This window comes from Nocardia vulneris (assembly GCF_001613425.1).
In the GTDB taxonomy this organism is placed as follows: domain Bacteria; phylum Actinomycetota; class Actinomycetes; order Mycobacteriales; family Mycobacteriaceae; genus Nocardia; species Nocardia vulneris.
The window spans coordinates 342,738-368,154 of the sequence record NZ_BDCI01000023.1; the positions used below are offsets into that span (position 1 = coordinate 342,738).

Consider the following 25,417-nt stretch of genomic DNA (forward strand, 5'->3'; position numbering starts at 1 on the left):
CGTCGTGGTGTAGTCCATCGTCGTGGTGTAGTCCATCATCGACCTCCGTGCTCGAGGCCCCAGGCCGCGTCGCCCGGTCGCGACGCCGGCCCGGCCGGGTGCGGATCAGGGTGGGGCGCGAGGTTTTTCGGTACCGGTGCGACGTCCGTCGCCGATTCGGTGGCGAGCAGGCGCCCGGACCGCAGGTGCACCGTGCGGTCGCACACCGCGGACATGTCCTCGACATCGTGCGAGATGACGATCAGGGTCAAGCCCGAATCACGCAGCCGCGCAAGCAGTTCCACGATATCGGCGCGGCCTTCGGGATCGAGCCCGGCGAGTGGCTCGTCCAGCACCACCACCTGCGGGTGGCTGGCCACGATGGCCGCGAGTACCACCCGCTTGGCCTGGCCGCCGCTGAGCTCCTCGATCGAGCGGGCGGCCAGCGAGCGATCGAGGCCGACGGCGTCCAGCGCCCGCCCGACCGCGCCCGAGCCGGTGGCCCGCCCGCCCCAGTCCGCGATCTCCGCGCCGACCGTCTGCTTCTGCAATTGCAGCCGGGAATGCTGGAAGGCCAGTTCCACCCGGCCGATCTGCTTGGTGATCGACTTGCCGCCGAGTTCGCAACGGCCGGAACTGGGTTCGATCAAGCCGGCCATGATCCAGGCGAGGGTGGACTTGCCCGACCCGTTGCCGCCGACCACCAGCAGGGCCTCGCCGCGGCGCACGGTGAGGTCGACGGAGTCGAGCGCCGCCGCCTCCCACGGGGTGCCGCGGTTGTACGTGTGTCGTACGCCGCGCAATTCGAGCAGGGTCTCGCCCATCGGCCGGCGCCGGTCGGCGCGGGCCGGCCGGGGCCAGGCGGGCAGGCTGTCGACCGCGCGTCCGTCCGCGAGATGGATCACCCGGTCGGCCGCGTCGGCGTCGGCCTCGTGGTGGGTCACCAGCACCACGGCCATGCCGTGTCGTTTCGGCAGTGCGGCAAGCAGTTCGACGAGTTCGCGGCGCCCGTCGGGATCGATCATCGAGGTGGCCTCGTCGGCGATGAGCAGCGCGGGCCTGCGGGCCAGTGCCGCGGCGACCGCGAGCCGCTGCTGCTGCCCGCCGGACAACGTCGCCGTCTCCTTGGCGCCCATGCCCGCCAAACCGACCTCGCCGAGCAGCGCCTCGACGTCGACCTCGGCCGCGAGTTCCGGTGGCAGGCCCCACACCACGTCATCGGCGACGAGCACGCCGAGCGTCTGGCTCTCCGGCCGTTGCATGACCAGCGCGGTGCCGCCGGGATGCCCGAGGCCCGCCGAGCCCGGTCGCCGCACGGTGCCCGCCGTCGGTGGCAGGCCCGCGAGCAGCCGGGTCAGCGTCGATTTGCCGGAGCCGTTGTGCCCGACCACCGCGACGAACTCGCCGACCGCCACGGTCAGGTCGATATCGCGCAGCGCCGCGCGCTGCGCCTGCGGGTAGTGGAATCCGGCGCCCTGCAAGGTCACCGGCAGTGGTCCGATCGGCCGGTCGTCCGGTGGCGCGTCGAGCCGGTCGTGGCCGGGCAGCCAGGCCAGCCGGTCCAGCACCGAGCCGAGCACGAACCAGGAGAACAGTGTCGTGGTCACGATGCCGAGCGCGGCGCCGCCGCCGACCCACAGCCACCACCAGCGCAGCACCGAATCGGTGATATCCGCGGCGGCGCGGCCGAGCGGTTCCAGTTGCGGTTGGCGCGCCGCGAGATCCTGGATGCCGCGGGAGGCGTTGCGGATGTTGTCGAACACCAGGTTGCGCGTCGCGGTGACCAGCTGCAGGAAGCCGACCGAGAACGCGCCCCAGAGCAGCCCGGCCAGCACCGAGAGGCCGAACACGGTCACGAATCCGCCGCCGCGGCGCTTCTGCACGCCGATGATGCCCGCGATCGTCGAGGTCATCAGCAGGCCGATGGTGGCGAGCAGCCCGGTCGCGACGAAGGTGACCAGGGTGGCCGCGATGGCGGCGGTGAGTAGCGCGCGTAACCGGAACCGGTGCGCGATCATCCCCATCGGCACCGCCGCGACCAGGTTCAGCGCGGCGGCCATCGGGATCACCGACCCGACGGTGACCAACCCGACGGTGGCACCGCCGAGCACCGCGCCGGTGGCCAGCTCGATCGGACGCAACGGCCCGTGTTCGGCCGGTTTGTCAGCTGTCGGCAGTCCACTCACGGCACAAGTCTGCCACCCCGCGCCGACCCGGCTCAGCCTGCGGAGGTGAGGGTGTAGTCCGCCGGGTCGAGCTTGCGGAGGTGACGGCGGTAGCTGGTCTGCGAACCTGGCCAGTTGTTGGTGATCCGGCCCGCGGCGTCGCGATACCAGCTCGAGCAGAAGTTCCACGGGGTCCGGGCCAGCCGCTGCTGCAGCGCGTCGTTGAACCGCTGCTCCTGGTCGGTACGCACCTCGAGCCGCCGCCCGTCGCCGAGCAACGCGACCGCCTGCCGGATATAGCGGGCCTGCGATTCGATCATGTAGATGATCGAGCCGACCCCGAGGTTGGTGTTCGGGCCGTAGACCAGGAACAGGTTGGGGAACTCCGGCACGGCGATGCCGTAGAAGGCGTGCGCCCCCGTAGCCCAGACATCGGACAACTTGCGGCCCGCGCGGCCGTAGATGTCCATGGGCCACAGGAATTCGGTGCCTTTGAAACCGGTGCCGTAGATGATCACGTCCGCCGGGTGCACGGTGCCGTCGGCGGTGCGTACGCCCTCGGGCACCACCGCGGTGATGGCGGTGGTCTCCACCTGCACGTTCGACTGGGTCAGGGCCGGGTAGTAGTCGTTGGAGAACAGGGCGCGCTTGCACCCGATCGGGTAGTCCGGGGTGAGCTCGGCCCGCAGCCGCGGATCGGTCACCTGCTTGTGCAGATGCCGTTCGGCGATGCGTGCCACCAGCCGGGCGATGGCCGGGAATTCCACCAGGCCGAGCGAGACGAATTCCGCGATCGCCCACCAGCCGAACCGCTCGACCAGCAGCGCGCCGGGCAGGCGGGCGAACAGCCGGTGCTGCACCGGCGAGTAGTCGGTGTCGAACTTCGGGATGACCCAGGCCGGTGTGCGCTGGAACAGCGTCAGCTCGGCCACCCGCGGCTGGATCTCGGGGATGAACTGGATGGCGCTGGCGCCGGTGCCGATACAGGCCACCCGCTTGCCGGTCAGGTCGACCGCGTGGTCCCACTGCGCAGAGTGGAACGCCGGGCCCGCGAACGTGTCGAGGCCCGCGATATCCGGCAGGGTCGGCCGGGACAGCTGTCCGACCGCGGGGATCAGCACATCCGCGGTGTGCGCGGTGCCGTCGGCGGTGTGCACCGTCCAGCGGCCGGTGGCGTCGTCGAACTCGGCATGCGTCACATCGGCGCCGAACCGGATGCTGTCGAGCACGCCGTTGCGTGCCGCGACACCGCGCAGGTAGTCGTGGATGGCGAGGCGGCCGGAATAGCGCTGCGGCCAGTCCGGCTTCGGCTCGAAGGAGAACGAGTACAGCGGGGACGGCACATCACAGGCGGCGCCGGGATAGGTGTTCTCGCGCCACACGCCGCCGAGGTCGGCGGCCCGCTCCAGAATGGTGATGTCGGGCAAACCGTTGCGGCGCAACTCGATCGCCATCCCGATTCCGCCGAACCCCGCGCCGATGATCACTACCGACGGCTGCCGCCCTGCTGCCATATGACACTCCTCACGGGAATGTAGTTACTCCCACTCTAAGTCCCCGCCACCCACCCGATCGACAAATTCGGCCACTCTGTCCAATACTGTGGCGCTGTGGAACGGGTGCAGGATCCTGGGATCCGTGACTGGAACTTTCCGCGCGGGATAGCCAGCGTGGCGCTGATGGTCGCCTACGCGGGCGAGCACGGCGTGCCCGCGGGGCGCATGCTCGCCGGGACCGGGCTCACCGAATCGTTGCTGCGCGACCCGGACGCGCAGATCGCCGCGCATGTGGAACTCGCGGTGATCCGGAATCTGGTGCGCGAACTCGCCGCGCGGCCCGCGGTGGGGGTGGAGGTGGGCCGCCGCTATCGGATCACCACTTTCGGCATCTTCGGCTTCGCGTGCGTCAGCAGCCCGACCCTCGGCGAGGCGATCTCGTTCGCGCTGCGGTATCTCGAATTGAGTTTCACCTTCTGCCTGCCGGTCGCCGAATGGCGCGAGGGCGAATTCGTGGCGTGGGTGCACGACGAGCTGATCCCGGCCGACGTGCGCCAGTTCCTGGTGGAGCGCGACGTCACCGCCATGCACCAGGTGATGAGCGATCTTCTCGGTCGGCAGCTGCCCCTGGCCAGGGCCGAATTCCGGTTCCAGGAACCGGCCTACGCGGACCGGATCGAAGAGGTCACGGTGGTGCGGCCGCGTTTCGGGCAACCGCGCAATCTGTTCGCGATCGATCCGGCGGTGCTGGATCAGCCGCTGCCCCAGGCGAACGAGCAGACCTGGGCCATGTGCCTGGCGCAGTGCCGTGATCTGGTGCACCGCAGGCGCGCCCGCACCGGCATCGCCGCCGAGGTGCGAGCACTGCTCGTGCCCGGCGGGTTGGAGGGCTTCACCGCGCCACCCGGAATCGATTCCGTCGCCCGCGATCTCAATATCAGCACACGCACTCTCCGTCGTCACCTGGACGCGGCGGGTACCAGCTATCGCGCACTGCTCGACGAGGTGCGTCGCGCGCTGGCCGAGGAAATGCTCACCACCACACCGCTTTCGGTGAGCGATGTGGCGATCCGGCTCGGTTACGCCGAATCGTCCACCTTCATCTACGCGTTCAAACGCTGGACCGGTGCGACCCCGGCCGCGTATCGCAGGGAACGCGCGCTGCGTCGCTGAGCCGGATCGATCGCCGGGTCAGGACTCTTCGCCGCGGCCGTCCCTGCTGCCCGCGTAAGCGAATTCGCGTACTTTGCCCACGGCTCTGGGCACCAGGTCGACACCGTCGGGGGTGTTGAGCATCGGGTCGTAGAAGTCCGTCCGGTGCTCCTGGGGTTCGGCGAGGCGCAGGGTCAGCTCGGCCAAGCGGGAGGTCGGTGTGCCCAGGCCGCTCGCCGTCAACTCGAACGAGAGGGCGTTGTCGCGCAGGTGTTCCCGCAGTTCGGCCAGCGCGGCCGTGGTGGGTTGAGCAGGGTCGGGTTCGGCGAAAAACCAAGTGGGTGACGAACTTCCGACCCGGTACGGCATCAGGCTGCCGTACCGCGCGTGTACCCAGCCGCGGGCGGGAGTGATGACGAACCGGCCGAGCGCGCCGCGCCCCGTGGTCGCCAACGCGAAATCCCAAGGCCGGTCGTGGCTGTCGAGCACCCGGAAGGCGAAGCCGAGCACGTCGGGCAGTCCGCCCGGCGTGCCGACGCCCTTGGACAGGCGGGCGATGACGGCGCGGTCACCCTCGCCGAACAGGGTGGTGAATTCGCCTTCCGCACGCAGTCGGCCGGACAGCGGCAGGCCGTTCGGATGAAAGACCCTGGCCCGCCGCAACCGGGCGCCGGCGGTGAAGGCGGTACGTACTGCTGACGCGGCAAGATCCGGCATGGGAGTTCCTTCTCCTCGAGGGACACTGCTCTCCCTCGACTGCCCGGACCTGCCGCGGCTAAACGACGTCTGCTCAGCTGGGCGGCACGCCGACCCGGCCGCCCATCGGCACGCTGCGGAAATGGGTTGTCAGCCCGTGTTTTTCGTCGATGATGTGCAGAGCTATCGCCGGGTCCGGCGCGTAGTCCATCACGTGGTCCGGTGGGTCCAGTTCCCACTCGCCGCCGAGCACGGACGCGGTGCTCGGCGCGACGAGCAGCGGGCGGCCCGCGAATGTCGTTGTGGCCGCGGAATGCGCGTGACCGGTGAGCACGGCGATGATGCGATCGTCGCCCGCGACCAGTTCGGCGAGCTTCTCCGGCTCCGCCAGGGCGATCTCGTCGACGATCGGGCTGAACAGGTGTGCGGGCGGATGGTGCAGGGCGACCAGCACCGGTTTGCCCGCCGGCGCCGCCGCGAGCACGTCGCGCAGCCAGGCGTAGGTGTCCTCGGTGAGCAGGCCGCTCGGCTCACCGGGAATGCTCGAATCCAGCAGGGCGACCGTGAGATCCCCGATCCGATGGGTCTGGTTGATCGGTGCGGTCGAGGCGTCGGTGCCGAGCAGCACGCTGCGGAACGTCGCGCGATCGTCGTGGTTGCCCGGGATGGCATACACCGGAATGTCGAGTTCGAAGGCGCGCCTGGCCTGCTCGTACTGTTCGGGTTTGCCGGAATCGGTGACATCGCCGGTCACCAGGATCGCGTCCGGCCTGTGGCGCAGGCCGGTGAGAAAGGCCATCACCCGTTCGACCCGTGCGGCGTTGCGGGCGCCGAGATCGAAATGGGTGTCGCTGACCTGAGCCACCAAGATCATCGGTGTTCGCTTTCTCTGGGGGATCGCTCCGTTGCGTCAGAGTGTGCCCGCCTCCCGTGCGCGACACGGTACAAGGCTAGTTGACCTGCGGCTTAACCGTCGCCATGAGGCTCACCACCAGCGGAAACGTGCGCGGTGGTCTGTGTCGGCGGTCATAGCGGCGTTCCGTTCGACTTGTCGGTGGCCAGGGCCGCCAACCGCTGCAACGAGCGGAGGAAGACCCGGCGGTCGGCCGCGGGCAGCCGGCTCAACCAGTGTTCTTCCTGCTCCTGGATATCGCGCTGGGCGCGGTCGCGCAGCGCGCGTCCGGCGGCGGTGAGCGACACCAGATTCACCCGGCGGTCCGCCGGATCCGGTTCGCGCCGAATGAGTTCGCGCCGCTGCAGTTCGTCGAGCACGCCGATGATCCGGGTCTTGTCCGCGCCGATCGCCTTGGCCAGCGCGGCCTGCGTATAGACGGGTTCGCGGCCGAGGCCGAGCAGGACGGCGTAGGCCCACATCGACAGCTCATGGCGTTGCAGGACAGGCAGTTCCGCCGCCATCAGCGCGCGGCCGAGCGGCGCGATCATCGCGGCGAGGTCGGGTCGGCGTGCTTCGGACATGGGTAGAAAGTACTGCTTGCGTGATAATAAGCTTACACATACGATATGCACGAGCTTATTAATTGGGCACTGTGAGGAGAACCGAGATGTCCATCGATCCGGATACCCGTACGGAATTGCGCACCCTCGACGCGCTGGTGCAGGAGGTCGACCTCGTTGCGTTCGACGCGCAGGCGGTACGAGCCAGTGTCGCCCTGGTCGAGCAGGTGACCGGCGCCGATCTCCGGAAGCCGACACCGTGCGCCGACTGGACCCTGCACGGCCTGCTGACGCACATGATCGCCCAGCACCACGGCTTCGCCGCGGCGATGCGCGGTGACAGCGACCCGGTTGTGTGGAAGACCCGCGCACTCGGTGCCGACCCGGTGGCGAGCTATCAGGCCGCCGCGACGGACGTCCTCGCCGCGTTCGCCGAACCGGACGTGCTGGACCGCAAGATTCTGCTCACCGAATTCAGCGCCGAGTTCCAGTTCTCCGGCGCGCAGGCGGTGAGCTTCCACTTCATCGACTACGTCGTCCATTCCTGGGACGTGGCAAAGACTTTGGGGCTGCCCGTGCAGTTCGACGCGGACCTGCTCGACGCCGCCTACTCTGTCGCCGCGGCCGTCCCCGGCGGCGAGATCCGCCTGGCTCCCGGCGCGGCCTTCGGCCCAGAGGTCCCGTGGTCCACCACGGACCGCCTCGACCGGATCGTCGCGATGCTCGGGCGCTCCCCGCAGTGGCCGCGCGACTGACCCGCGACGGCAGGGGCTAAAGGGTGGCGAGCAGGCGGGTGGCCTCGTCGGGTGTCGCCTCGACCGGGAGCCAGAACTCGGCGTCCGGTGTCGCCTCGAGCGCGAGTTCCGGTGGCGTACGCCAGGATGCGGTCAGTCCGAGCCGCCAGGAATGCAGATAGGTGCGCTCGTGGGTACCCGATCTGTCGAAGAGGGGATCGCCGACGATGGGGTGGCCGATCCAGGCCAGTTGCACCCTGATCTGGTGCCGGCGTCCGGTGATCGGGCGCAGCGCGAGCACCGTGCGCTCCGCCCGCCGCAGCACCGTGGTGAACTGCGTGGTGGACGGGTACGACTTGGTGTCGAGCAGGTCGGCGTCGTCGATGAACCAGCGGTCGCCGACGCGCTGGATGCACTCGCGCGGGGCCGCGATCCGCACCCGGTTCTTGCGCCCGACACTGAGCGGTAGCTCCAGCGTCCCGGTCTCGGGCAGCCCGGCCGACTCGACGATGGCCAGATACGCCTTGTCCGCGGTCTGCTTGTTGAACTGCCTGGTCAACTGGCCGTGCGCGCCGAGTTCCTTGGCGAACAAGATCAGGCCGGAGGTCACCTTGTCGATCCGGTGCACCGGGTAGAGCGTTTCACCCGCCGCGGCCGCCAGTTCGACGAGATCGGTGTCGTGCCGCTCGCCGGTGACCGAGATGCCGGCGGGCTTGTGCAGCGCCAGAATCGCGTCGTCCTCCGCGACGAGGCAGCGGGTGCGCAGCTCGGACCAGTCCATTTCCACCGGGATGAGGATACGGACGGCCGGTCGCCGGACCGTTGCGCGCCCGGCTCAGCTCTTCTTCTCGTTGCGCCGCAGCACATGTGGGCGCAGCCGGTTGAATCCGCGCACCCGCACGCTGCGCAGGTTCTTGACGATGAACTCCGGCTCGCCGTCGAGCGCGTTGGCGGCCTCGTCATCGATCATCACCGTGCCCGGCCGCGCGACACCGGTGAGCCGGGACGCGATGTTCACGACCGACCCGTACAGGTCGCCGAACCGTTGCAGCACCGGCCCGTACGCCACCGCGACCCGCAGCTCGGGGGTGCCGCCCACCATCATGGTCGACTCCTGGATGGCCAGCGCGATGCGGGCCGCGTCGGCGGCGTTGGTGGCGGCGAACATCACCTCGTCGCCGACGTTCTTCACCACCCAGCCGCCGTTCTCGGTGATCGCGGCGGTGGTGGTGGACTCGAACGACTCCAGCAGCAGTGACAGCTCGTCGGGGTGCAGATGTCTGGTCAGCCGGGTGTAACCGACCATGTCCGCGAAGCCCACGGCCAGATCACGCACGGTCTCGCCGGCCGAGGTGCCGGGGTCGAGCGAACGCGACAGCGCCGCGGCGAGGTGGCGACGCCAGGCGTAGCTGTTGAGCTGTTCGAGCGTGGCGATGGTGCCTTCGGTCGCGGCGCGGACGGTGTCGATGGGGTCCGCGTTCGGGTCGGCGGCGGCGATGCGCGCGCCGATCTCGGCGAGCACCAGATCGACCTGCCATTCCGCCAATCGGGCCATGCCCTGGCCGAGGGTGCGCGCGGTCGCCGCCTGCTGCCGCGCGTCGGCCGAGGACAGCACGTCGAGGGTGCGGAAGTTCTCCACCGCCGCGATATCGGCGTCGGTGTAGTCGACGGCGTCGTCGTCCAGTCCGGCCGGGAAGCCCAGCGCGGTCCACAGCCGTTTGGTCAGCGTCGTGGTGCTGTCCGACTGCTCGGCGACCTGGGTGCGGGTGTACTGCCGCGGGCCGTCGAGCAGATACGCCTCGACAACCGCCTGCACCAGCTCGGACTTCTCGGTGGGCACCATGTCCGTACCTTACGACGGTCCCGGCCCCGCCCGGTGTACACACCGTCGCAATTGGGTGACCTCACAGCGGCCGGGCCGTGGCGTCGGTCAGCGCCGTGGTGGCACGTAGCAGATCGTCAGCTGGAACCGCTGGTTCGTCACGGCGTCTTCACGTTCCCCGCAGAGACCGGAATCGGCGACACCCTGATGGATCGCGGTGACCCTGCCGATCTCGTTGCCGGGCACTGCGCAGTCCACCTTGTGATACGGGCCGTTGCCGGTGAAGTCGTAGCAGGTGCCCTCCCGCCAATCGAAGACGAAGCAATAGGTCGGCGACACATTGCCATTGCGGTCACCGGTGGAGAACTCCACGTCGGCGGCCGGATCGCTGCATTCGCCGTAGGTCTTCTCCACCAGCCGGTAATTGGCTTCCAGCGAACCGCAGTCGACGGGTGTGCCGGAGCGATCCGAATAGTTGATGCAGTCGCCGACTTCCAGTGACTCGACCGAATCCGGCACGGCCGCCGCGATTCCCGAGCCGACGAGGCAAGTGATCGAAAGGGCGCCGAGCGCCACCGTGGCCGGTGCGGCGAAATTCCGCATGCCGAGGTCCTCCCCATGATGCACACAACCGGTTGTGCGACAACCGATGTCGCGCCGGACGCGGCGCAACCGCAGCACATTACCCAAGCGTGATGCTCAGCACGAATCGCCTGCGCCGGCAGGGCAGTGGCGCTCTTGCGCCGTCCGCTATCGCTGGGCCGGGGTGGCCTTGATGTGGGCCAGGAAAGTGTCGAGGGCGGACCACATCTGGGGGTTCAGTTGGGTGTGCGTGCCGGTGCCCGTAACCGTGCGGAAGTCGGCTCCGTTGGCGGCGAGCTGCGCGACGAGCGTCCCGTGCAACGGGGACGGGACCGTGGTGTCGGTGAGGTTGATCAGTAGCAGGATCGGGGCGTCGTAACCGGAGGTCGGCACCGTCAGGTAGGAGTCATAGGCGGCACGAAGGGGGCTGTCGGACAACGACTTCGAGAGCAGTTGGCCGATGCCCAGACCGTCCACCCTGGCTTCGATCTCCGGTTTGCACATGGTGCCGATCTCGTCGATCACGGTGCGCCCCAGCGGACTGAGGAACTGATTCACGTCGACATCTGGCCGAGCGGCGCGTAGTCCGGCCAGGATGCTGGAGAAGAAGCCGAGCGTTTCGCTGGTGCCGGGCAGCGTCGGAATGCCCGGCCCCGCAATGGGAAGCACCTTCTCGACATCGGATTCCGGGTCCACCGCGACGGTCCCGCGGAAGTCGAGTTCGGGCGCGTAGGTCGATTGCAGGTGGCCGGTGCCGAGGGCGGCCTGCCCACCCTGCGAGAGGCCGAGCACGGACCAGGTCTCGGACAGTTCCGGCCGGGCCGAGCGGGCGGCGCGCAACAGGTCGAGGGTGGCGGTGGCCTCGGTGCGCAGCTCGAGATACGGGTGCGGGCCGGTGTCGAACAGGCCGAGACCGAGATAGTCGGGCGCCACGACGGCGAAGCCCTGGTCGACGAGATGCTGCATGATCCCGTCCTCTTCCTCGTGCCAGTGCGAGGCGGGCGCGGTGCTGGGATCGGATTCGCCGCCGCACCCCTGACCGAGTCCGGTGGTGCCGTGGTCGAACGCGACGATCGGCCAGCCGCCCGCGGGTGGGGTGCCCGGCGGGACGAACAGCGCACCGCTGGCCGGCTTCGGGGTGCCGTCGGAGCCGGTCATCCAATAGCTGATCGCGGACCCATCGGCCATCCCGTGCCAGCCGTCGGCTTGCGGGGTCACCTGAATCAGCATCCCCGGAGTTTCCGCGGCCGCGGGAGTGGCTTGCAGGGCGAGTGCGGTGCAGGCCGTCGCTGTGGCAACGGCGACGGAACTTTTCCAACCACGAACAACGCGCATCGAGAACCCTCTCCACCTTGTTGGACGATCGTCCAGTTGAAGATCAGATTAGGCCGGTTGTGTATCAACCACATCGTGTGATGGCGAACTGTAAGCAAACCCACGCTACCTGTGCGGCTGTGCCGAGCGGACTCGAACGCGCCGGAGTGTGCGGTATCGCGCCGGGCCACGGGGTTGTCCGATGGCACGTAGGTGCCGGGCAAACGCCACAGCGGGGGACCGATGCGCCCGGTCTCTTGTGCACTGAATCGTGCCCACGGTGGGCGCGTGCGAGCGCGGCGTTTGTCTGTGTGGTCGCGTCAGGTCTGCTGCTGAATGCGCCCGGCCACCACTCGGGCTTGCCGCTGATGCTCTGTCGCCGGACGGCCGAGTGCGGTCGCGAGGTTCGCAAGGTAGTGCGCGACGGGTTCCAGGGTGACCATTCCGCTACCCGCGCCCGCGAGTTCGGTTGCGGCGGGTAGTAATTGGTCGTAGCAGCGGAGCATCGTCGTCTCCTTGCCGAGAGCGAGTGCCGCCCGCGCAGTGAGGCAGATGCGGAGTTCGTACAGCAGGTCGTGCGGTGCGTCCGGCGTCGCCAGCAGCGCGGTGGCCGCTTCGTCGCGAAGTCCGCTGTCCAGCAGGGCGATCGGGCGAATCCACGGTTCGTATGGTCCGTACTGCTCGGTGGCGTCCGGGTCGATCGGCAGTCCGTGGCGCAGCCGCAGGCAGCAGAGTGCGAGGGGGAGCAGGCCCCGTTCGACTCCGGGCATGCCACTGCCGCCGAGGCTTTCGGCCGCCGCGCGGTAAGCAGCCTCGGCCTGGGCCGGACTACCGGTGAGGGCGGTACGCAGAGCCGCGAACCACTCCGTGAACACGCCGACCATCGGTAGTTCGTATTCGTTCGCCAACCGATCCGCCGCGGCCGCGTGGTCCGCGGCGGCTCGGAGATCGGCTGTGGCACAGCTCGATTGGAGGGCGATGAGGTGGCCGAGAACTTCGAAGGAGATCAGCCGGTGTGCGCCGCCGAGCGCCACGAGTTCGTCGCCGATCCGGCCCCGTTCCGGGCTGAGGCCGGCGCGCTGGAAGGTGTGCATGAACCGGCCGTTGAGGGCGAAGGCCAGCAGCGCGGGATCGTCGAGTTCCCGGGCGATCCGCTCCGCCGCCGCGGCCGCGCGTACGCCCCGGTCATCGGTGGTGCCACGGAGTTCCAGCGCCAGCGTGGTACACAACCGGGCCCGCAACTCGCGACGCTCGGCGGGCAGCCCCGTGAGCGCGCGCTCGGCGGCGGCCACGATGTGCCCGGCGAGTTCGGGATCATCGTTGGTCGTCCACACGGCGGGAATGTCGAACGCGCTCAGGATCTCTGCGGTCAGGGCGGGGTCGCCCCGCTGTTCGGCACGGGTGATGGCGAGGCGGCGGAACGTCCGCGCCTCATCCAGCGCACCGGTGACCGCCAGCACCCGCGCGAGTCCCGTCGTCGCGGCCAGCTGGGCGGACAGATCGGGGGTAGGCGATCGGTCGAAGGCCGCCAGGGCCGCCCGCCATAGCCGCACTGCCTCCGCCAGTGCGAAGCCTTGTTCGGCCGCGCGGGCGGCGGCGCTGGCGTACGCGGCGGCGCTCGCGGCGGTCGCCCGGCTCTGTGCTCGGATGAAATGGTGCGCCAAGACGGAAACGGCTGTGGTGTCGGTCTTTTCGAGCAAGCTGCCGATCTCGCCGTGCCAACGGGCTCGGCGTGCGCCGCTGATCTCGTGGTAGACGGTGTCGCGGACCAGTTCGTGGGTGAAGCGCAGCGCGCCGTCCGGCAGTTCGGTGAGCAGCCCGACGGTTATGGCCTGGTCCAGCGCGTCGAGCGCGGACTCCGCGTCCCCGAACACTTCGAAGAGGATCTCGCGATCGATGTCCGCGCCGAGCACGGCGGCCTGCTGCACCACGGTCTGCGTGGCCGGCGGCAGTGCGGCCATCCGATGCCGGATGACCGCACGGACGCCCGCGGGTACCGCGTCGAAGGAGGTGGTCCCTTCGTCGCGCAGCAGTCGCGCCAGCTCGCGGACGAAGAACGGATTGCCATTGCTGCGCCGGTGAATTCGAGAGCTGTAGCTGTCCGCGACCTCTGGTCCGGCTATCTCGCGCACCAGCGCGACGGTGTCGGCCTCGGACAGCCCGCCCAGGTAGATCCGTACGGGCTCGGTGGGGGCCACCTTCCCGAGCAGGGCGGTGAGTTCGGTGCCGATCTCCGTGCTGCGGTAGGTCGCCAGGACGAGTACCGGGCCCGCTGTTCGGCTGGTGGTCAGCGCGGCCAGCAGATCGAGGGTCTCGGCACCGGCATTGTGCAGGTCGTCGAAGACCACGAGCACGGGCGCGCGGCGCGCCACGACCGCTAGCTCTGCGGCGGCGGCCCGGTGGAACAGGAACCGGGCCTCGGCCGGATCGGCACCCGCGAAGGCCGGGCGCGATCGATCGGTCTCCGATTCCATTGGCGCGGGGTCGGTTTCGTCGGCGCTCGCTGCGAGATCCGGATCAGACCGGCGGTCCGCCAGCGCCGCACGAATCCTCGTCCACGCCCAGCCCGGTGGGACACCCGTGTCCGCCGGGTTCTCGCCGAGCGCGACACGCCAACCGTCCTCGGCAAGCATGGACGAAATCGCTTCGGCAAGAGCGCTTTTACCGGCACCGGCTTCGCCGGAGAGCAGCACGAGGCGGAAGAGTCCCTGGCGTTGCACCGTTTCCGCGGCCTGGCGCAGCGCGTCCAGCTCTGTCGCTCGCCCAAGGAAACCGGTTCCGGGCGAGGGCATTCGAACCGCTGCCGGAACGGGCCGCAACTGTGGGGCGTGCGCGAGAATATCCGCTTCCAGCTGTTGCAGGCCGGGGCCCGGGTCCGCACCGAGTTCGGTACGCAAGAGCCCGCGGACGCGGCGCAGCGCGGCCAGTGCATCGCTCTGCCTGCCCGACCGGTACAGCGCGAGGGCGAGCAGCTGCCAGCCGTGTTCCCGCAGCGGATGTGCGGCGAGCAGTGCATGCAGGCCGGGCACCGCCTCGGCGGGCCGAGCGAGGTCGATCAGCGCGGCCGCACGGTGCTCGGCGGCGAGCTGCCGCAGGCCGTCCAGGCGATCGATTTCCGCACGCGCCCAACCCTGTTCGGCGAATTCGGCGTAGGCGGGGCCGTGCCACAGGGCGAGCGCGTCGTCGAGGGTCGTCAGCGCGTCGGCGCTGTCGCCGGTGGCCAGCAGTTCGGCGGCTCGGCCGACCGCGGTGCCGAAATCGTCCGCGTCCACCCTGTCGGCGCGAAGTGCGTAGCCGGGTGCGGCGGTGACCAGCACCGTCGCCAGGCTGCGCGGTGCCCGGTCCGGTTCGAGGAGCCGCCGCAGTTCGGCCACGAACGTCTGCAGCGCACCCACCGCGGCTTGCGGCGGGTGCTCCCACAGGTCATCGATCAGCTGATCCGTGGTGACCATGCGTCCGTGCGCGACGAGCAGCCGGGCGAGCACGGCCCGATGCCGCGGGCCCTTCAGCGGCAAGGGTTCACCCGCCCGCTCGGCGCCGATGGGGCCGAGCACGCGGAAGCTCAGCCGCGGCACGCGACCGGTCCGGCTTGCTCGGCGACGGCCGCGCTCAGTCGCTGCTGATTCGGTGCTGAGCGCGGGCGAAAAGACTGTCCGGCGTCACCAGCGACCATCGGAAGGACACCTCATGACATCGGAGATTACCGGATTCGACTACCGCCGCCTCGCCGTCGGCGACGGGGTCGAACTCAATGTCGCGGTGGGTGGTGCAGGCCGCCCGATCGTGCTGCTGCACGGCTTCCCGCAGACCCACCTGATGTGGCGGCACGTCGCGGCCGACCTGGCGGCCGATCACACCGTCATCTGCCCTGACCTGCGCGGCTACGGCGACAGCGACAAGCCGGCCGAGACCGGCGGCAGCGTGTACGCGAAGCGCACCATGGCCGCGGACGTCGTCGCGGTGGCCCGGGCGCTCGGCCACGAACGCTTCGCGGTGGCGGGGCACGACCGCGGCGCGTTCGTCGCCCTCCGGGCCGGTCTGGACCACCCCGCGGCCGTCACCCACCTGGCCTCGCTCGACGTGCTGCCGCTGCTCGACACCTGGGATGTCATGCACGGGGTGACGGCCGCGGTCGGATTCCACCTCTTTCTGATGGCGCAGCCGCCGGGTCTGCCCGAGGCGATGATCGCCGCCACGGCCGACGACTTCTTCGGGTACTTCCTCGATGCGTGGACACGGGATCCGGCGGCCATCCCGCCGGAGATCCGCGAGGTCTACCTGCGTTCGTGCGCGGCCGCGGTGACCAGCATCGTCGCCGATTATCGGGCTTCGGCCGGCATCGACCTCGAACACGATCGCGCCGATCGTGCCGCGGGCAACCTCCTTCGCATGCCGGTGGCTGTCCTGCAACAGGATTGGGGGGCCGCACTCGGCTTCGACGCCGAAGCGCTGTGGCGCGCTTGGGCTCCCGACCTGCAGCACACCACCGTGAGCTGTGGTCACTTCATGGCCGAAGAGTCGCCGGCCACCGTCACCGCGGCCCTGCGCGCGTTGCTGACCCGCTGAGCCCGCGGCGAGGTCCGCGCGCTGGGCGCGGACCTCGCCGGGCCTAGAGGAAATCGAACAGCGGCGGGAAAACCAGCACCACGACCCAGGCCCAGATGAGGTACACCGCAAGGTATCTCGTCTGCCAGCGCTCCAGCCGCGCGAACGTCTGCTTGCGCCGCAGGAACCCGAACAACAGCCAGGCCGACCAGGCGAGGTTGGTCAGCAGGATGACGTTCTCGCCGAGCGCCGCGATCTTGTTGGGGGTGGAACCGTATTCGGTGATGCGGCCGGTGATGGCGGCGAGCACCAGCACATCGATGATCAAGGCACTGACCACCAACGCCAGTTGCAGCTTGTCGAACAGTCCCGGCGCGGCTTCGGGATCCCGGGCGGAGATGGCGTAGAGCAGCAACCCGAGCACGACGACCAACAGCAGGTCGAACAGGATCAGCACGTCGCGATCCACATCGATCCCGGTGCTGCTCAACCCGATTCCGATCAGCAGCGCCAGCAGCGCGACCGTGAACAGCGGCGTGAACACCCGGGTGAGCACCGGTGCCATGTTCTCGACCACGCTCTGTTTCGCCTCCACCAGCCAGGCCGCGACGACGACCGCGGCGACGGCGCCGCACGGCATCAGCCACATCGAGACGAAGTCCTCGGCATCGACACCGATGGCGTTGAAGGTGCCGACGGTGAAAGCGGTCAGCACGCCACCGCCCAACGCGATGAGCACGAAGTAGACGAACCATTCGCCGGTGAACCGGATGAAATCCATTCGCCTGCGGTCGGATCGCCACTCGCCGCCCATATACGCGACACCGGTCACCAGCCACAGCGCCAGCGGCAGGTGAATGGCGGTGAGTACCAACGATTGTGACGAACTGTCCAGCGGGTAGGCGTTCGCGCCGACCGCGCCGATGACGAACACCAGCGCCAGTACCGCGATGAGGCGCGGATCGAGCCGGCGCCGGATCGCGAAATACGCTGCGAGCGGCGCGAGTCCGAACAGTGCGATATTCCTGGCGTAGAGTTCCGGGTGCTCGTCGAAACCCGCGCCGAACAGCGACGGCACCTTGATGGCGACGGCGGCGGCCGCCGCGCAACCCACCATGGTGAGCAGCGTCGTCTGGTCACCCGTCGTGGCCGGGGAGTCCGAATCTGGCGTCAGCACAAGTTGTTTCCACAATCGCCCCGAGTGCTCGCGGGCGAATTCTCGGGACAGCTCGTCCTGGCTGCCCATCCGTTTCACCGCGACGAGGAACCCCTCGTCCGGCTTCAGGCCGAGACCGGTCAGCTCGGTGATGGTGCTGCGCAGATGATCTTCCAGCTCGTCGGTGTCGGTCGTGGCCACCGCCCGCCTGCGCCGCATGTAGCCGCGCCACTGCGCGATCTGCGCTTCGAGTTCGCTGTCCTCGCTCATGGTTACGCCTCAGCCGGACGTGCGGTCATCGGTCCCTGCGTCAATTGCCAGATCCCGTCGAGGGCCTCGACCACCGCGGCCCACTGCCGCCGATGCTGGACCAGTTCCCGGCGTCCCTGCTCGGTGATGCGGTAGTACTTCCGCCGGCGGCCGCCCTCGGGTGTGTCCCAGAACGATTCGATGTGCTCGATCCGTTCCAGCCGGTGCAGCAGCGGGTACAGCAACCCGTCGCTCCACTCCAGTTCCCCGCCGGACAGCTCGCTGATCTGCTTCAGGATCGCGTACCCGTAGCTCTCCTGCCGCGCCAAGATGCCCAGTACCAGCGGCGTCGCCGAGGCCGCCACCAAATCCTTGGGTATGTGCACGCCACCCACCTCCTAACCCTAGATCTGCTAGGGATAGTAGCTCTAGGTATGAGGCCGCGCCAGGACTTGTCCCGGCGCGGCGTCGACGGTGGGGTCAGGAGTGGTAGCGGAGGATGGGTTGGCCGGTGCCGGTGGTGATCAGTTGCGGCAGGCTGGTGGTGATGTAGAAGGTCCAGCCGCGGGAGCAGGACTCGAAGCATTCGGATTCGCCGGTCAGGCCCTCGTGGGTGAAGTTCAGCGTGGTGCCGCCCGGGGTGGGGACCAGGTCGAAGACGACGTGGGTGTCGGTCCACTCGTGCTGGTCGTCGACGAAGGTGAGGCACGAATCCACGACGTGCCAGACCATCCGCCGGCCGGGCACCACCTCGGTGATCCGGAATCGGCTGAAGCGGATGCCCTTCTTCTCCTTGACGGTTTCTCCCGCGTACGCGAAGTCGTCGTTGAAGATGAACTCGTCGTGCAGTGCGGCGGTGTCGCCGATGATGTTCGCGTTCCACCAGCCGCGCACGTCGGTGATGGCGGCGAAGACCTCGTCCGACGTCCGGTCGACGGACATGGTGGCGGTCATGTGCTCGGTGTTCGACATTGTCTTACCTCTCTCATCGGGTGGTTTCGTCCCACCGACGAAGGAGGTCGCGCCGGATCGACATCGGCGCGAAAAAAAGTTCCGAATTCTTTTGCGGCAGTCTCAGAGCGTCCGCAGTCGGTCGGCCAGGTAACGGCGTTCCGCGCTGGTCGGTGCCAGTTTCAGGGCCGCTTCGTAGGCGGTGGCGGCCTCGGCCGCGCGGCCGTCCCGGCGCAGCAGATCGGCTCTGGCCGCGGGCAGCAGGTAGTAGCCGTCCAGTCGGCCGGAGGCGTCGATCTCGTCGATGAGGGCGAGCCCGGCCGGGATGCCGTCCGCCATCGCCACCGCCACCGCGCGATTGAGTTCGACCACCGGTGACGGCGCCAGCTGGGCCAGTTCGCCATAGAGCGCCGCGATCTGCGGCCAATCGGTGGCCGCCGCGTCGGGTGCGGTCGCGTGACAGGCCGCGATCGCCGCCTGCACCTGATACGGCCCCGGTCGCCGCGCGGCCAGGGCTTCGTCCAGTGTCCGCACCCCCTCGGCGATCAGCGCGTGATCCCACCCGGACCGGTCCTGGTGTTCGAGCGTGACCAGCATGCCGTCGTCGGTGCGCTGCGCGCGCCGCGCCTCGAGCAGCAGCATCAGGGCGAGCAGGCCGCGCGCCTCCGGTTCGGTGGGCAGCAACCGGACCAGGACCCGGGTGAGATAGATGCCCTCCGCGGTCAGTCCGCGGTGCCCGTCCGCGTCGTCGTAGCCCTCGTTGAAGATCAGATAGAGCACCGCGAGGACGGCGGCGAGCCGCTGCGGGAGCACCTCCGCGGGCGGAACCCGGTACGGGATACCGGCTTCGACGATCTTGCGTTTGGCCCGCACCAGGCGCTGCGCCATCGTGGTCTCGGCGGTGAGAAAGGCCTTCGCGATCTCCGCGGTGGTCAGGCCGGTCAGCGTGCGCAGGGTGAGGGCGACCCTGGCCGGAAACGGCAGCGCCGGATGGCAACAGGTGAAGATCAAGCGCAACCGCTCGTCGGGCACCGCTTCCGGGTGCGGTTCGAGCGGATCCCTGGCCAGCACCGCGAGCTCGCGCACCTTGGTGGCCGTCGCGGTGGTGCGCCGGAGCCGGTCCGTCGCGCGATTGCGCGCCGTCGTGGTGAGCCAGGCCCCCGGGCGGTTCGGGATCCCGTCCCGCGCCCAGCTGGTCAACGCCGCGGCGAACGCGTCCTGCGCGCAGTCCTCCGCGAGATCCCAGTCCCCGGTCCCGCCGATGAGCGTGGCCACCACCTGGCCCCACTCGTCGCGGTATGCCGCGGCGACCGCGGCCCGAACCTCTTGGGGCGCAGTCATTCCCACACGGGACGGACCTCGATGCAGCCCCGGCTCGCATACGGGTGCAGCGCCGCGAGTTCGATGGCTTCGTCCAGATCCGCGCATTCGATGATGTCGATGCCGCCGATGAAATCCTTCGTCTCGGCGAACGGGCCGTCGGATACCAGCGTTTCGCCTTCGCGCACCCGCACGGTCGTCGCAGTCGCCACCGGTCGCAGCCGCGCGCCGCCCAGGCTGCGACCGCGCCGCGCGACCTCCGCGGAGAACGCCTGATGCGCCGGATCCGCCGCGATCTCCGCCATGCTCGGCGCGGAGCTCTCGTCGTCGCAGATCAGCAACACATATTTCATGCCCTCAATATGCCCGACCAGCCCCGGTTCCAGCGCCGGAAGACGCGGATCAGTCCTCGATGGTGATCGACAGGTGCGGCTTGGCGGTGTCGCCCGGCGCGGCGACCCGATCCCAGACCGCGTCGATCAGCGGGGCCAGCAGGAGCTCGCCGAGTTGGCGCACGAGGATCGCGATCACCTGAGTGGATTCGCGCCGCCGGGTGGAGGCGAGTCCGGCCTCGCGCAGCGAAACCACTTCGGAGCGAACGAGTTCCACCAGCCGCTCCAGGAACTGCGACTGCGCGGGCTCCGGTTCGAGGAGGGCGCGGCGCAGGTAGTTCACCACGGCCGGGTTCTCCCGCAGCATCTCCCGCACCGCCTCGTCGCGCGCGGACGCCACCTCGGCGGGCGTGCCGCTGCCCGGAATCGAGTGCACGGCCTGATAGAAGTACTCACCGACCAGCTGGTCCACCGCGTCGCGCAGCCCCGCCTTGGTCTTGAAATGGTGCTGGACCAGGCCGAGGGTGACACCGGCCTCGGCGGCGATGGCACGCAGCGAGACCCGGGATTCGCCGTACTGAGCGAACAGATCCATGGCCGCGTTGCGGATGCGCGCCTTGGCGGTCAGGTCATCGTTGGTTGCCCGTGGGTTCAGCATCAGCTCTCGGTTCGTCGACTGTCCGCAGATCTTACGTCGGGTAATGGCCCCGGCCGCCCGCTCCGCCACGCGGCGGTGAGTGTCGTGTGAAGTCGGTCACTGACATAGATATGTGTACAACCGACATGGTTACGATACATTTGTATCGTGCCGGAAACGGCTGTCGCGATGACGCAATTCCCTCGATCGGAAAGTAGAGAGAACAACGATGTCCGCACTCTTCCCCGACTACCGCCCCACCTGGGAAACCGATCAGCATCGTGAACTGCGCAAGCACGCCGCCGAGTTCTTCCGCAAAGAGATCGTGCCGAACCGTGAGCGCTGGACCGAGCAGCACATGGTCGACCGCGAGTTCTGGAACCAGGCCGGTGCGGCCGGCCTGCTCGGCCTGGACCTGCCGGAGGAATTCGGCGGCGCAGGCGGCGACTTCGGCCTGCAGGCCGTGGTGCAGGAAGAGTTGGTCTACGCGCACGACAACGGCTTCGGCTTCTCGGTGCACTCGCCGATCGTGTCGCACTACATCTACACCTACGGCAACGAAGAACAGCGCCGGCGGTGGCTGCCCGGCATCATCAGTGGCGAGTTGGTGCTGGCCATCGCCATGACCGAGCCCGGCACCGGATCGGACCTGCAATCGGTGCGCACCACCGCGATTCGCGAGGGCGATCACTACGTCATCAACGGCTCGAAGACCTTCATCTCCAACGGCACCCACTGCGACCTGCTGGTGATCATCGCCAAGACCGATCCGTCGCAGGGCGCGGCCGGAGTCTCGCTCATCGTCGCCGAAACCAAGGACCTGCCCGGCTTCGAACGGGGGCGGGTGCTGGCGAAAATGGGGCAGCACGCCCAGGACACGCGCGAGCTGTTCTTCTCCGATATGCGCGTGCCCGTCGCCAATCTCCTTGGCGCGCAAGAGGGCCTGGGCTTCTACCAGCTGATGGAGCAGCTCGCCCGGGAGCGGCTGATCATCGCCAGCCTGTGCTCCGCGCTGGCCGAAGCCGCGGTGCTCGAGGCGTTGCGCTACTCGAAGGAGCGCGAGGCCTTCGGGCGGCCCATCGGCAAGTTCCAGCACAACGCGTTCACCCTCGCCGAGTGCAAGACCGAGGCGCTGGCCATCAAAACCCTTGTCGACCATGCGATTCAGCAGTACATCGATGGGAAGAACGATCCGGCCACCGCATCGATGGCCAAGCTGTTCGCGGCCGAGACCTGCGACAAGGTGGTGGACCGCTGCCTGCAGCTGTTCGGCGGCTACGGCTACATGATGGAGTACCCGATCGCCGCCATGTACACGGGTTCTCGGGTGAACCGCATCTACGGCGGCACCAGCGAAATCATGAAGGAAATCATCTCGCGGTCGCTGTGACGCGCCCCGGCTCCGCATCAGACACCGCCCGGCTCCGCATCAGAAATCGAAGGGATCTCGGCATGACCACCGAGGCATATGTTTTCGAGGCCATCCGCACTCCGCGCGGCAAGGGTAAGCGCACCGGTTCGCTGCACGAGGTCAAGCCGATCTCCCTGGTGGTCGGCCTGATCGAGGAGCTGCGCGTGCGGTTCCCCGACCTCGACGAGAATCGGATCTCCGACGTGGTGCTCGGCTGCGTCACGCCGGTCGGTGATCAGGGCATGGATATCGCCCGCACGGCGGTGAATCTGGCCGGGCTGCCCGACACGGTCGGTGGCGTGCAGATCAACCGGTTCTGCGGTTCGGGACTCTCGGCGGTCGGGATGGCTGCCGCCAGTGTGCGTTCCGGGTTCGAAGAGCTCGTCATCGCGGGTGGCGTGGAGTCCATGTCCCGGGTCGACATGGGCAGCGATCGCGGGGCGATGGCCTACGACGCGGCCACCGCCTACGACAACTACTTCGTCCCGCAGGGTGTGGCGTGTGATCTGCTCGCCACCATCGAGGGGTACTCGCGCGGGGAGGTGGACGAGTTCGCGGTGCGCTCGCAGCAGCGCGCGGCGGCGGCGTGGGACGGCGGGTACTTCGCCAAATCGGTGGTGCCGGTGCGTGATCAGAACGGCGTCACGATTCTGGATCGGGACGAGCACGTGCGCAGGGACACCACCGTCGCCGATTTGGCCAAGCTGGCGCCCGCGTTCGCGGGCATCGGCGAGTTCGGCGGCTTCGATGCCGTTGCCGCGCAGAAGTATCCGTTCGTGGAGCAGGTCGACCATGTGCACACCGGCGGCAACAGCTCCGGCATCGTGGACGGCGCCGCGCTCGTCCTCGTCGGCAGCAAGGCCGCCGGTGCGGCGAGCGGCCTGGTGCCGCGGGCGCGCATCGTCTCCTACGTGACCAGCGGCGCCGACCCGGTGCTCATGTTCGAAGGCCCGATTCCGGCGGTGGACAAGGCTCTCGCGCTCGCGGGGCTGACCGTCGATCAGATCGATGTGTTCGAGATGAACGAGGCATTCGCCGCCGTCGCGCTGAAGGTGCAGCGGCACTTCGGGATCCCCGACGACAAATACAACGTGAACGGCGGTGCCATCGCCATGGGCCACCCGCTCGGCGCGACCGGGGCCATCCTGGTCGGCACCGTGCTCGACGAGCTCGAGCGCAGCAACGGCCGCTACGGCCTGATCACACTCTGCGTCGCCGGCGGCATGGGTGTCGCCGCCATCATCGAGAGGGTCTGAACCCATGTCCGAGAACACCATTCGCTGGGACCGGGACGCGGACGGCATCGTCACGCTGACCCTGGACGCGCCGGACCAGCAGGCCAACACCATCACCGACGCCTTCCGGTCGTCGCTCACCGCGGCACTGGACCGGATCGCTGCGGAATCCGGCGACATCAGCGGTGTCGTCCTCACCTCGGCCAAGAAGACCTTCTTCGCGGGCATGGACCTGAATGTCCTGCTGGAACAGCTCGTTCCGGCCGAGCCCGCCGAGATACTGGCGGTCACCACCGAATTCAAGAGTCAGCTGCGCCGCCTGGAGACGATCGGCAAGCCGGTGGTGGCGGCGATCAACGGGGCGGCCCTCGGCGGCGGCCTCGAACTGGCGCTGGCCACCCACCATCGCATCGCGGCGGATGTGCGTGGCAACCAGATCGGCTTGCCCGAGGTGCTGCTCGGTGTGCTGCCCGGCGCGGGCGGCATCGGTCGCGCGGTGCGGTTGATCGGTATCCAGAACGCGCTCATGCAGGTGCTGCTCACCGGCGCGCGGATGACCCCGGCCAAAGCGCTGAAGGTCGGGCTGGTCGACGAAATCGTCGGCAGCGTAGAAGAATTGGTGCCTGCCGCCAAGGCGTGGATCAAAGCCAACCCGGACAAGAACGCCCAGCCCTGGGATGTGCAGGGCTACAAGCTTCCCGGCGGCTCCCCGGCCACGCCGGCGTTCGCCGCCAATCTGCCCGCGTTCCCGGCGAATCTGCGCAAACAGCTCAAGGGCAACAATCACATGCCCGCGCCGCGCGCCATCATGGCCGCCGCGCTGGAGGGCGCACAGGTCGACTTCGACACCGCGCAAAAGATCGAATCGCGCTACTTCGTGTCCCTGGTAAAAAGCCAGGTGGCCCGGAACATGATCCAGGCGTTCTTCTTCGACCTGCAGCAGGTCGAGCGCGGCGCGGCCCGGCCCGCCGGCATCGAGCAGCAACCGATCAAGAAGGTCGGCGTTCTCGGCGCGGGCATGATGGGCGCCGGCATCGCCTACGTCACCGCCAAGGCCGGCATCGAGGTAGTGCTGAAAGACATTTCGCTCGAAGCGGCCGAGAAGGGCAAGACCTATTCGGCGAACCTCGAAGCCAAGGCGCTGGCCAAAGGCCGTACCACCGAAGAGAAGTCGAAGGCCCTGCTGGACCGCATCACCCCGACCGCCGACGCCGCCGATTTCGCCGGCGTGGACTTCGTCGTCGAGGCGGTCTTCGAGAACCCTGAGCTGAAGCACAAGGTGTTCCAGGAGATCGAGGGCATCGTCGAGCCCGGCGCGGTCCTCGGCTCCAACACTTCGTCGCTGCCGATCACCGGACTGGCCGAGGGAGTGCAGCGCCCCGTTGACTTCATCGGCATCCATTTCTTCTCACCGGTCGAATCCATGCAGCCGATCGAGATCATCAAGGGCGAAAAGACTTCCGACGCCACCCTGGCCCGCGCGATCGACTACACCCTGGCGATCAAGAAGTATCCGATCGTCGTCAACGACGGCCGCGGCTTCTTCACCACCCGCGTGTTCTCCCTGTGGCTGCTCGAGGCAATGACCATGCTCTCCGAGGGCATCGACCCCGCCATCATCGAACAGGCCGGTTTCCAAGCCGGATACCCGGCCGCCCCCTTGCAGGTCGCCGACGAGCTGTCTTTCGGCACCATCCGCAAGATCATGGACGAATCCATCGCCGCCGCCGAAGCCGAAGGTCTCGCCCTCGCCGAATCCATCCCCACCGCCCGCGAGGTCATCGTCACCCTCATGGACCGCTTCGACCGCAACGGAAAGCTCGCCGGCGCAGGCTTCTACGACTACACCGACGGCAAACGCACCAGCCTCTGGAACACCCTGCGCACCGAATTCCACACCACCCGCGAACTCTCGGTCCCTTTCGAAGACCTTCAAGACCGCCTGATGTTCATCCAAGCCCTCGAAACCCAAAAATGCTTCGATGAGGGCGTCATCGCCGCCGACCCCGACGCCAACATCGGCTCCATCTTCGGCATCGGGTTCCCCGCCTGGACCGGCGGGGTGCGCCAGTTCGTCCAGGGGTATCCAGGTGGACGTTCTGAATTCCTAGCTCGCACAGAGGAATTGGCTGAACGCTACGGTGCGCGGTTCCGTGCACCAGAAAGCCTGCGCGCCGAATAGAGGT

General features: G+C 68.5%; 22 protein-coding genes. 6 read left to right on the forward strand and 16 right to left on the reverse strand.

The window, feature by feature from the left end; genetic code table 11:
- Positions 1-35: 35 nt before the first annotated feature.
- Together NVU01S_RS26080 and NVU01S_RS26085 are read right to left on the reverse strand one after the other, a co-directional pair.
- The gene (locus NVU01S_RS26080) at positions 36-2,165 is read right to left on the reverse strand and encodes an ABC transporter ATP-binding protein (protein WP_043664584.1); all 2,130 of its coding nucleotides are present in this window, start codon (positions 2,163-2,165) and stop codon (positions 36-38) included.
- Positions 2,166-2,197: 32 nt separating this feature from the next.
- Positions 2,198-3,658 carry a flavin-containing monooxygenase gene (locus tag NVU01S_RS26085; protein ID WP_043664583.1) on the reverse strand — a complete coding sequence of 487 codons (1,461 nt, stop codon included), beginning with the start codon at positions 3,656-3,658 and terminating at the stop codon, positions 2,198-2,200.
- Positions 3,659-3,754: 96 nt separating this feature from the next.
- Here NVU01S_RS26085 and NVU01S_RS26090 point away from each other — a divergent pair, with 96 nt between their 5' ends.
- The gene (locus NVU01S_RS26090) at positions 3,755-4,813 is read left to right on the forward strand and encodes an AraC family transcriptional regulator (RefSeq protein WP_043664580.1); all 1,059 of its coding nucleotides are present in this window, start codon (positions 3,755-3,757) and stop codon (positions 4,811-4,813) included.
- An 18-nt stretch (positions 4,814-4,831) separates the two neighbouring features.
- Here the strand turns inward: NVU01S_RS26090 and NVU01S_RS26095 are convergent, their stop codons facing one another.
- The 3 genes from NVU01S_RS26095 to NVU01S_RS26105 form a co-directional block, all read right to left on the reverse strand.
- Positions 4,832-5,509 carry a hypothetical protein gene (locus tag NVU01S_RS26095; protein WP_043664577.1) on the reverse strand — a complete coding sequence of 226 codons (678 nt, stop codon included), beginning with the start codon at positions 5,507-5,509 and terminating at the stop codon, positions 4,832-4,834.
- A 73-nt stretch (positions 5,510-5,582) separates the two neighbouring features.
- Positions 5,583-6,362, reverse strand: a complete 780-nt coding sequence (locus NVU01S_RS26100) for a metallophosphoesterase (protein ID WP_043664575.1) — start codon at positions 6,360-6,362, stop codon at positions 5,583-5,585.
- A gap of 152 nt (positions 6,363-6,514) precedes the next feature.
- Positions 6,515-6,964 (reverse strand): MarR family winged helix-turn-helix transcriptional regulator, encoded by a 450-nt coding sequence (locus tag NVU01S_RS26105; protein ID WP_043664572.1) that lies wholly within the window; start codon positions 6,962-6,964, stop codon positions 6,515-6,517.
- A gap of 86 nt (positions 6,965-7,050) precedes the next feature.
- Between NVU01S_RS26105 and NVU01S_RS26110 the strand changes: the two genes are divergently transcribed.
- The gene (locus tag NVU01S_RS26110) at positions 7,051-7,698 is read left to right on the forward strand and encodes a TIGR03086 family metal-binding protein (RefSeq protein ID WP_043664569.1); all 648 of its coding nucleotides are present in this window, start codon (positions 7,051-7,053) and stop codon (positions 7,696-7,698) included.
- 16 nt (positions 7,699-7,714) lie between these two features.
- Here NVU01S_RS26110 and NVU01S_RS26115 read toward each other — a convergent pair whose 3' ends face one another.
- The 5 genes from NVU01S_RS26115 to NVU01S_RS26135 form a co-directional block, all read right to left on the reverse strand.
- Positions 7,715-8,458 carry an RluA family pseudouridine synthase gene (locus tag NVU01S_RS26115; RefSeq protein ID WP_043664566.1) on the reverse strand — a complete coding sequence of 248 codons (744 nt, stop codon included), beginning with the start codon at positions 8,456-8,458 and terminating at the stop codon, positions 7,715-7,717.
- A 54-nt stretch (positions 8,459-8,512) separates the two neighbouring features.
- Positions 8,513-9,520 (reverse strand): adenylate/guanylate cyclase domain-containing protein, encoded by a 1,008-nt coding sequence (locus tag NVU01S_RS26120; protein WP_082031828.1) that lies wholly within the window; start codon positions 9,518-9,520, stop codon positions 8,513-8,515.
- Between the two features lie 87 nt (positions 9,521-9,607).
- Positions 9,608-10,102, reverse strand: a complete 495-nt coding sequence (locus tag NVU01S_RS26125; protein ID WP_043664563.1) for an LppU/SCO3897 family protein — start codon at positions 10,100-10,102, stop codon at positions 9,608-9,610.
- Positions 10,103-10,249: 147 nt separating this feature from the next.
- Positions 10,250-11,416 carry an alpha/beta fold hydrolase gene (locus NVU01S_RS26130; RefSeq protein WP_043664560.1) on the reverse strand — a complete coding sequence of 389 codons (1,167 nt, stop codon included), beginning with the start codon at positions 11,414-11,416 and terminating at the stop codon, positions 10,250-10,252.
- A 299-nt stretch (positions 11,417-11,715) separates the two neighbouring features.
- Complete coding sequence (locus NVU01S_RS26135; RefSeq protein WP_209444753.1) at positions 11,716-14,970, reverse strand: ATP-binding protein; 3,255 nt, start codon at positions 14,968-14,970, stop codon at positions 11,716-11,718.
- Between the two features lie 112 nt (positions 14,971-15,082).
- On the opposite strand from NVU01S_RS26135, the gene NVU01S_RS26140 reads away from it, so the two are divergent.
- Positions 15,083-15,961 carry an alpha/beta fold hydrolase gene (locus tag NVU01S_RS26140; RefSeq protein ID WP_043664558.1) on the forward strand — a complete coding sequence of 293 codons (879 nt, stop codon included), beginning with the start codon at positions 15,083-15,085 and terminating at the stop codon, positions 15,959-15,961.
- A 43-nt stretch (positions 15,962-16,004) separates the two neighbouring features.
- Here the strand turns inward: NVU01S_RS26140 and NVU01S_RS26145 are convergent, their stop codons facing one another.
- The 6 genes from NVU01S_RS26145 to NVU01S_RS26170 form a co-directional block, all read right to left on the reverse strand.
- On the reverse strand, positions 16,005-17,366 hold the full coding sequence (locus NVU01S_RS26145; RefSeq protein ID WP_043664555.1) for a permease prefix domain 1-containing protein: 1,362 nt from the start codon (positions 17,364-17,366) through the stop codon (positions 16,005-16,007).
- A 2-nt stretch (positions 17,367-17,368) separates the two neighbouring features.
- Positions 17,369-17,731 (reverse strand): PadR family transcriptional regulator, encoded by a 363-nt coding sequence (locus tag NVU01S_RS26150; protein ID WP_043664761.1) that lies wholly within the window; start codon positions 17,729-17,731, stop codon positions 17,369-17,371.
- 94 nt (positions 17,732-17,825) lie between these two features.
- Entirely contained in the window at positions 17,826-18,317 is a 492-nt protein-coding gene (locus tag NVU01S_RS26155) for an SRPBCC family protein (protein ID WP_043664552.1), read from the reverse strand.
- A gap of 102 nt (positions 18,318-18,419) precedes the next feature.
- Positions 18,420-19,637 carry an RNA polymerase sigma factor gene (locus tag NVU01S_RS26160; RefSeq protein ID WP_043664549.1) on the reverse strand — a complete coding sequence of 406 codons (1,218 nt, stop codon included), beginning with the start codon at positions 19,635-19,637 and terminating at the stop codon, positions 18,420-18,422.
- The gene (locus NVU01S_RS26165) at positions 19,634-19,969 is read right to left on the reverse strand and encodes a YciI family protein (RefSeq protein ID WP_014981606.1); all 336 of its coding nucleotides are present in this window, start codon (positions 19,967-19,969) and stop codon (positions 19,634-19,636) included. The genes NVU01S_RS26160 and NVU01S_RS26165 overlap by 4 nt, the downstream gene beginning before the upstream one ends.
- Before the next feature lie 49 nt (positions 19,970-20,018).
- Positions 20,019-20,606 carry a TetR/AcrR family transcriptional regulator gene (locus NVU01S_RS26170; RefSeq protein WP_043664545.1) on the reverse strand — a complete coding sequence of 196 codons (588 nt, stop codon included), beginning with the start codon at positions 20,604-20,606 and terminating at the stop codon, positions 20,019-20,021.
- 208 nt (positions 20,607-20,814) lie between these two features.
- Here NVU01S_RS26170 and NVU01S_RS26175 point away from each other — a divergent pair, with 208 nt between their 5' ends.
- The 3 genes from NVU01S_RS26175 to NVU01S_RS26185 all read left to right on the forward strand — a co-directional run bounded on the left by NVU01S_RS26175 (position 20,815) and on the right by NVU01S_RS26185 (position 25,413).
- Positions 20,815-21,975, forward strand: coding sequence for an acyl-CoA dehydrogenase family protein (locus tag NVU01S_RS26175; protein ID WP_043664544.1), 1,161 nt, complete (start codon positions 20,815-20,817; stop codon positions 21,973-21,975).
- Positions 21,976-22,037: 62 nt separating this feature from the next.
- Positions 22,038-23,252 (forward strand): acetyl-CoA C-acetyltransferase, encoded by a 1,215-nt coding sequence (locus NVU01S_RS26180; protein WP_043664542.1) that lies wholly within the window; start codon positions 22,038-22,040, stop codon positions 23,250-23,252.
- A gap of 4 nt (positions 23,253-23,256) precedes the next feature.
- On the forward strand, positions 23,257-25,413 hold the full coding sequence (locus NVU01S_RS26185) for a 3-hydroxyacyl-CoA dehydrogenase NAD-binding domain-containing protein (protein ID WP_043664540.1): 2,157 nt from the start codon (positions 23,257-23,259) through the stop codon (positions 25,411-25,413).
- Positions 25,414-25,417 lie beyond the last annotated feature (4 nt).

Excerpts from the sequence above, each read along its gene's own strand:
- NVU01S_RS26115 (WP_043664566.1), bottom strand. The coding sequence starts at position 8,458 with ATGGACTGGTCCGAGCTGCGCACCCGCTGCCTCGTCGCGGAGGACGAC.
- NVU01S_RS26185 (WP_043664540.1), top strand. The coding sequence starts at position 23,257 with ATGTCCGAGAACACCATTCGCTGGGACCGGGACGCGGACGGCATCGTC.
- NVU01S_RS26180 (WP_043664542.1), top strand. The coding sequence starts at position 22,038 with ATGACCACCGAGGCATATGTTTTCGAGGCCATCCGCACTCCGCGCGGC.
- NVU01S_RS26095 (WP_043664577.1), bottom strand. The coding sequence starts at position 5,509 with ATGCCGGATCTTGCCGCGTCAGCAGTACGTACCGCCTTCACCGCCGGC.
- NVU01S_RS26120 (WP_082031828.1), bottom strand. The coding sequence starts at position 9,520 with ATGGTGCCCACCGAGAAGTCCGAGCTGGTGCAGGCGGTTGTCGAGGCG.
- NVU01S_RS26085 (WP_043664583.1), bottom strand. The coding sequence starts at position 3,658 with ATGGCAGCAGGGCGGCAGCCGTCGGTAGTGATCATCGGCGCGGGGTTC.
- NVU01S_RS26105 (WP_043664572.1), bottom strand. The coding sequence starts at position 6,964 with ATGTCCGAAGCACGCCGACCCGACCTCGCCGCGATGATCGCGCCGCTC.
- NVU01S_RS26155 (WP_043664552.1), bottom strand. The coding sequence starts at position 18,317 with ATGTCGAACACCGAGCACATGACCGCCACCATGTCCGTCGACCGGACG.
- NVU01S_RS26130 (WP_043664560.1), bottom strand. The coding sequence starts at position 11,416 with ATGCGCGTTGTTCGTGGTTGGAAAAGTTCCGTCGCCGTTGCCACAGCG.
- NVU01S_RS26125 (WP_043664563.1), bottom strand. The coding sequence starts at position 10,102 with ATGCGGAATTTCGCCGCACCGGCCACGGTGGCGCTCGGCGCCCTTTCG.
- NVU01S_RS26175 (WP_043664544.1), top strand. The coding sequence starts at position 20,815 with ATGTCCGCACTCTTCCCCGACTACCGCCCCACCTGGGAAACCGATCAG.
- NVU01S_RS26160 (WP_043664549.1), bottom strand. The coding sequence starts at position 19,637 with ATGACTGCGCCCCAAGAGGTTCGGGCCGCGGTCGCCGCGGCATACCGC.
- NVU01S_RS26100 (WP_043664575.1), bottom strand. The coding sequence starts at position 6,362 with ATGATCTTGGTGGCTCAGGTCAGCGACACCCATTTCGATCTCGGCGCC.
- NVU01S_RS26170 (WP_043664545.1), bottom strand. The coding sequence starts at position 20,606 with ATGCTGAACCCACGGGCAACCAACGATGACCTGACCGCCAAGGCGCGC.
- NVU01S_RS26140 (WP_043664558.1), top strand. The coding sequence starts at position 15,083 with ATGACATCGGAGATTACCGGATTCGACTACCGCCGCCTCGCCGTCGGC.
- NVU01S_RS26110 (WP_043664569.1), top strand. The coding sequence starts at position 7,051 with ATGTCCATCGATCCGGATACCCGTACGGAATTGCGCACCCTCGACGCG.
- NVU01S_RS26145 (WP_043664555.1), bottom strand. The coding sequence starts at position 17,366 with ATGAGCGAGGACAGCGAACTCGAAGCGCAGATCGCGCAGTGGCGCGGC.
- NVU01S_RS26165 (WP_014981606.1), bottom strand. The coding sequence starts at position 19,969 with ATGAAATATGTGTTGCTGATCTGCGACGACGAGAGCTCCGCGCCGAGC.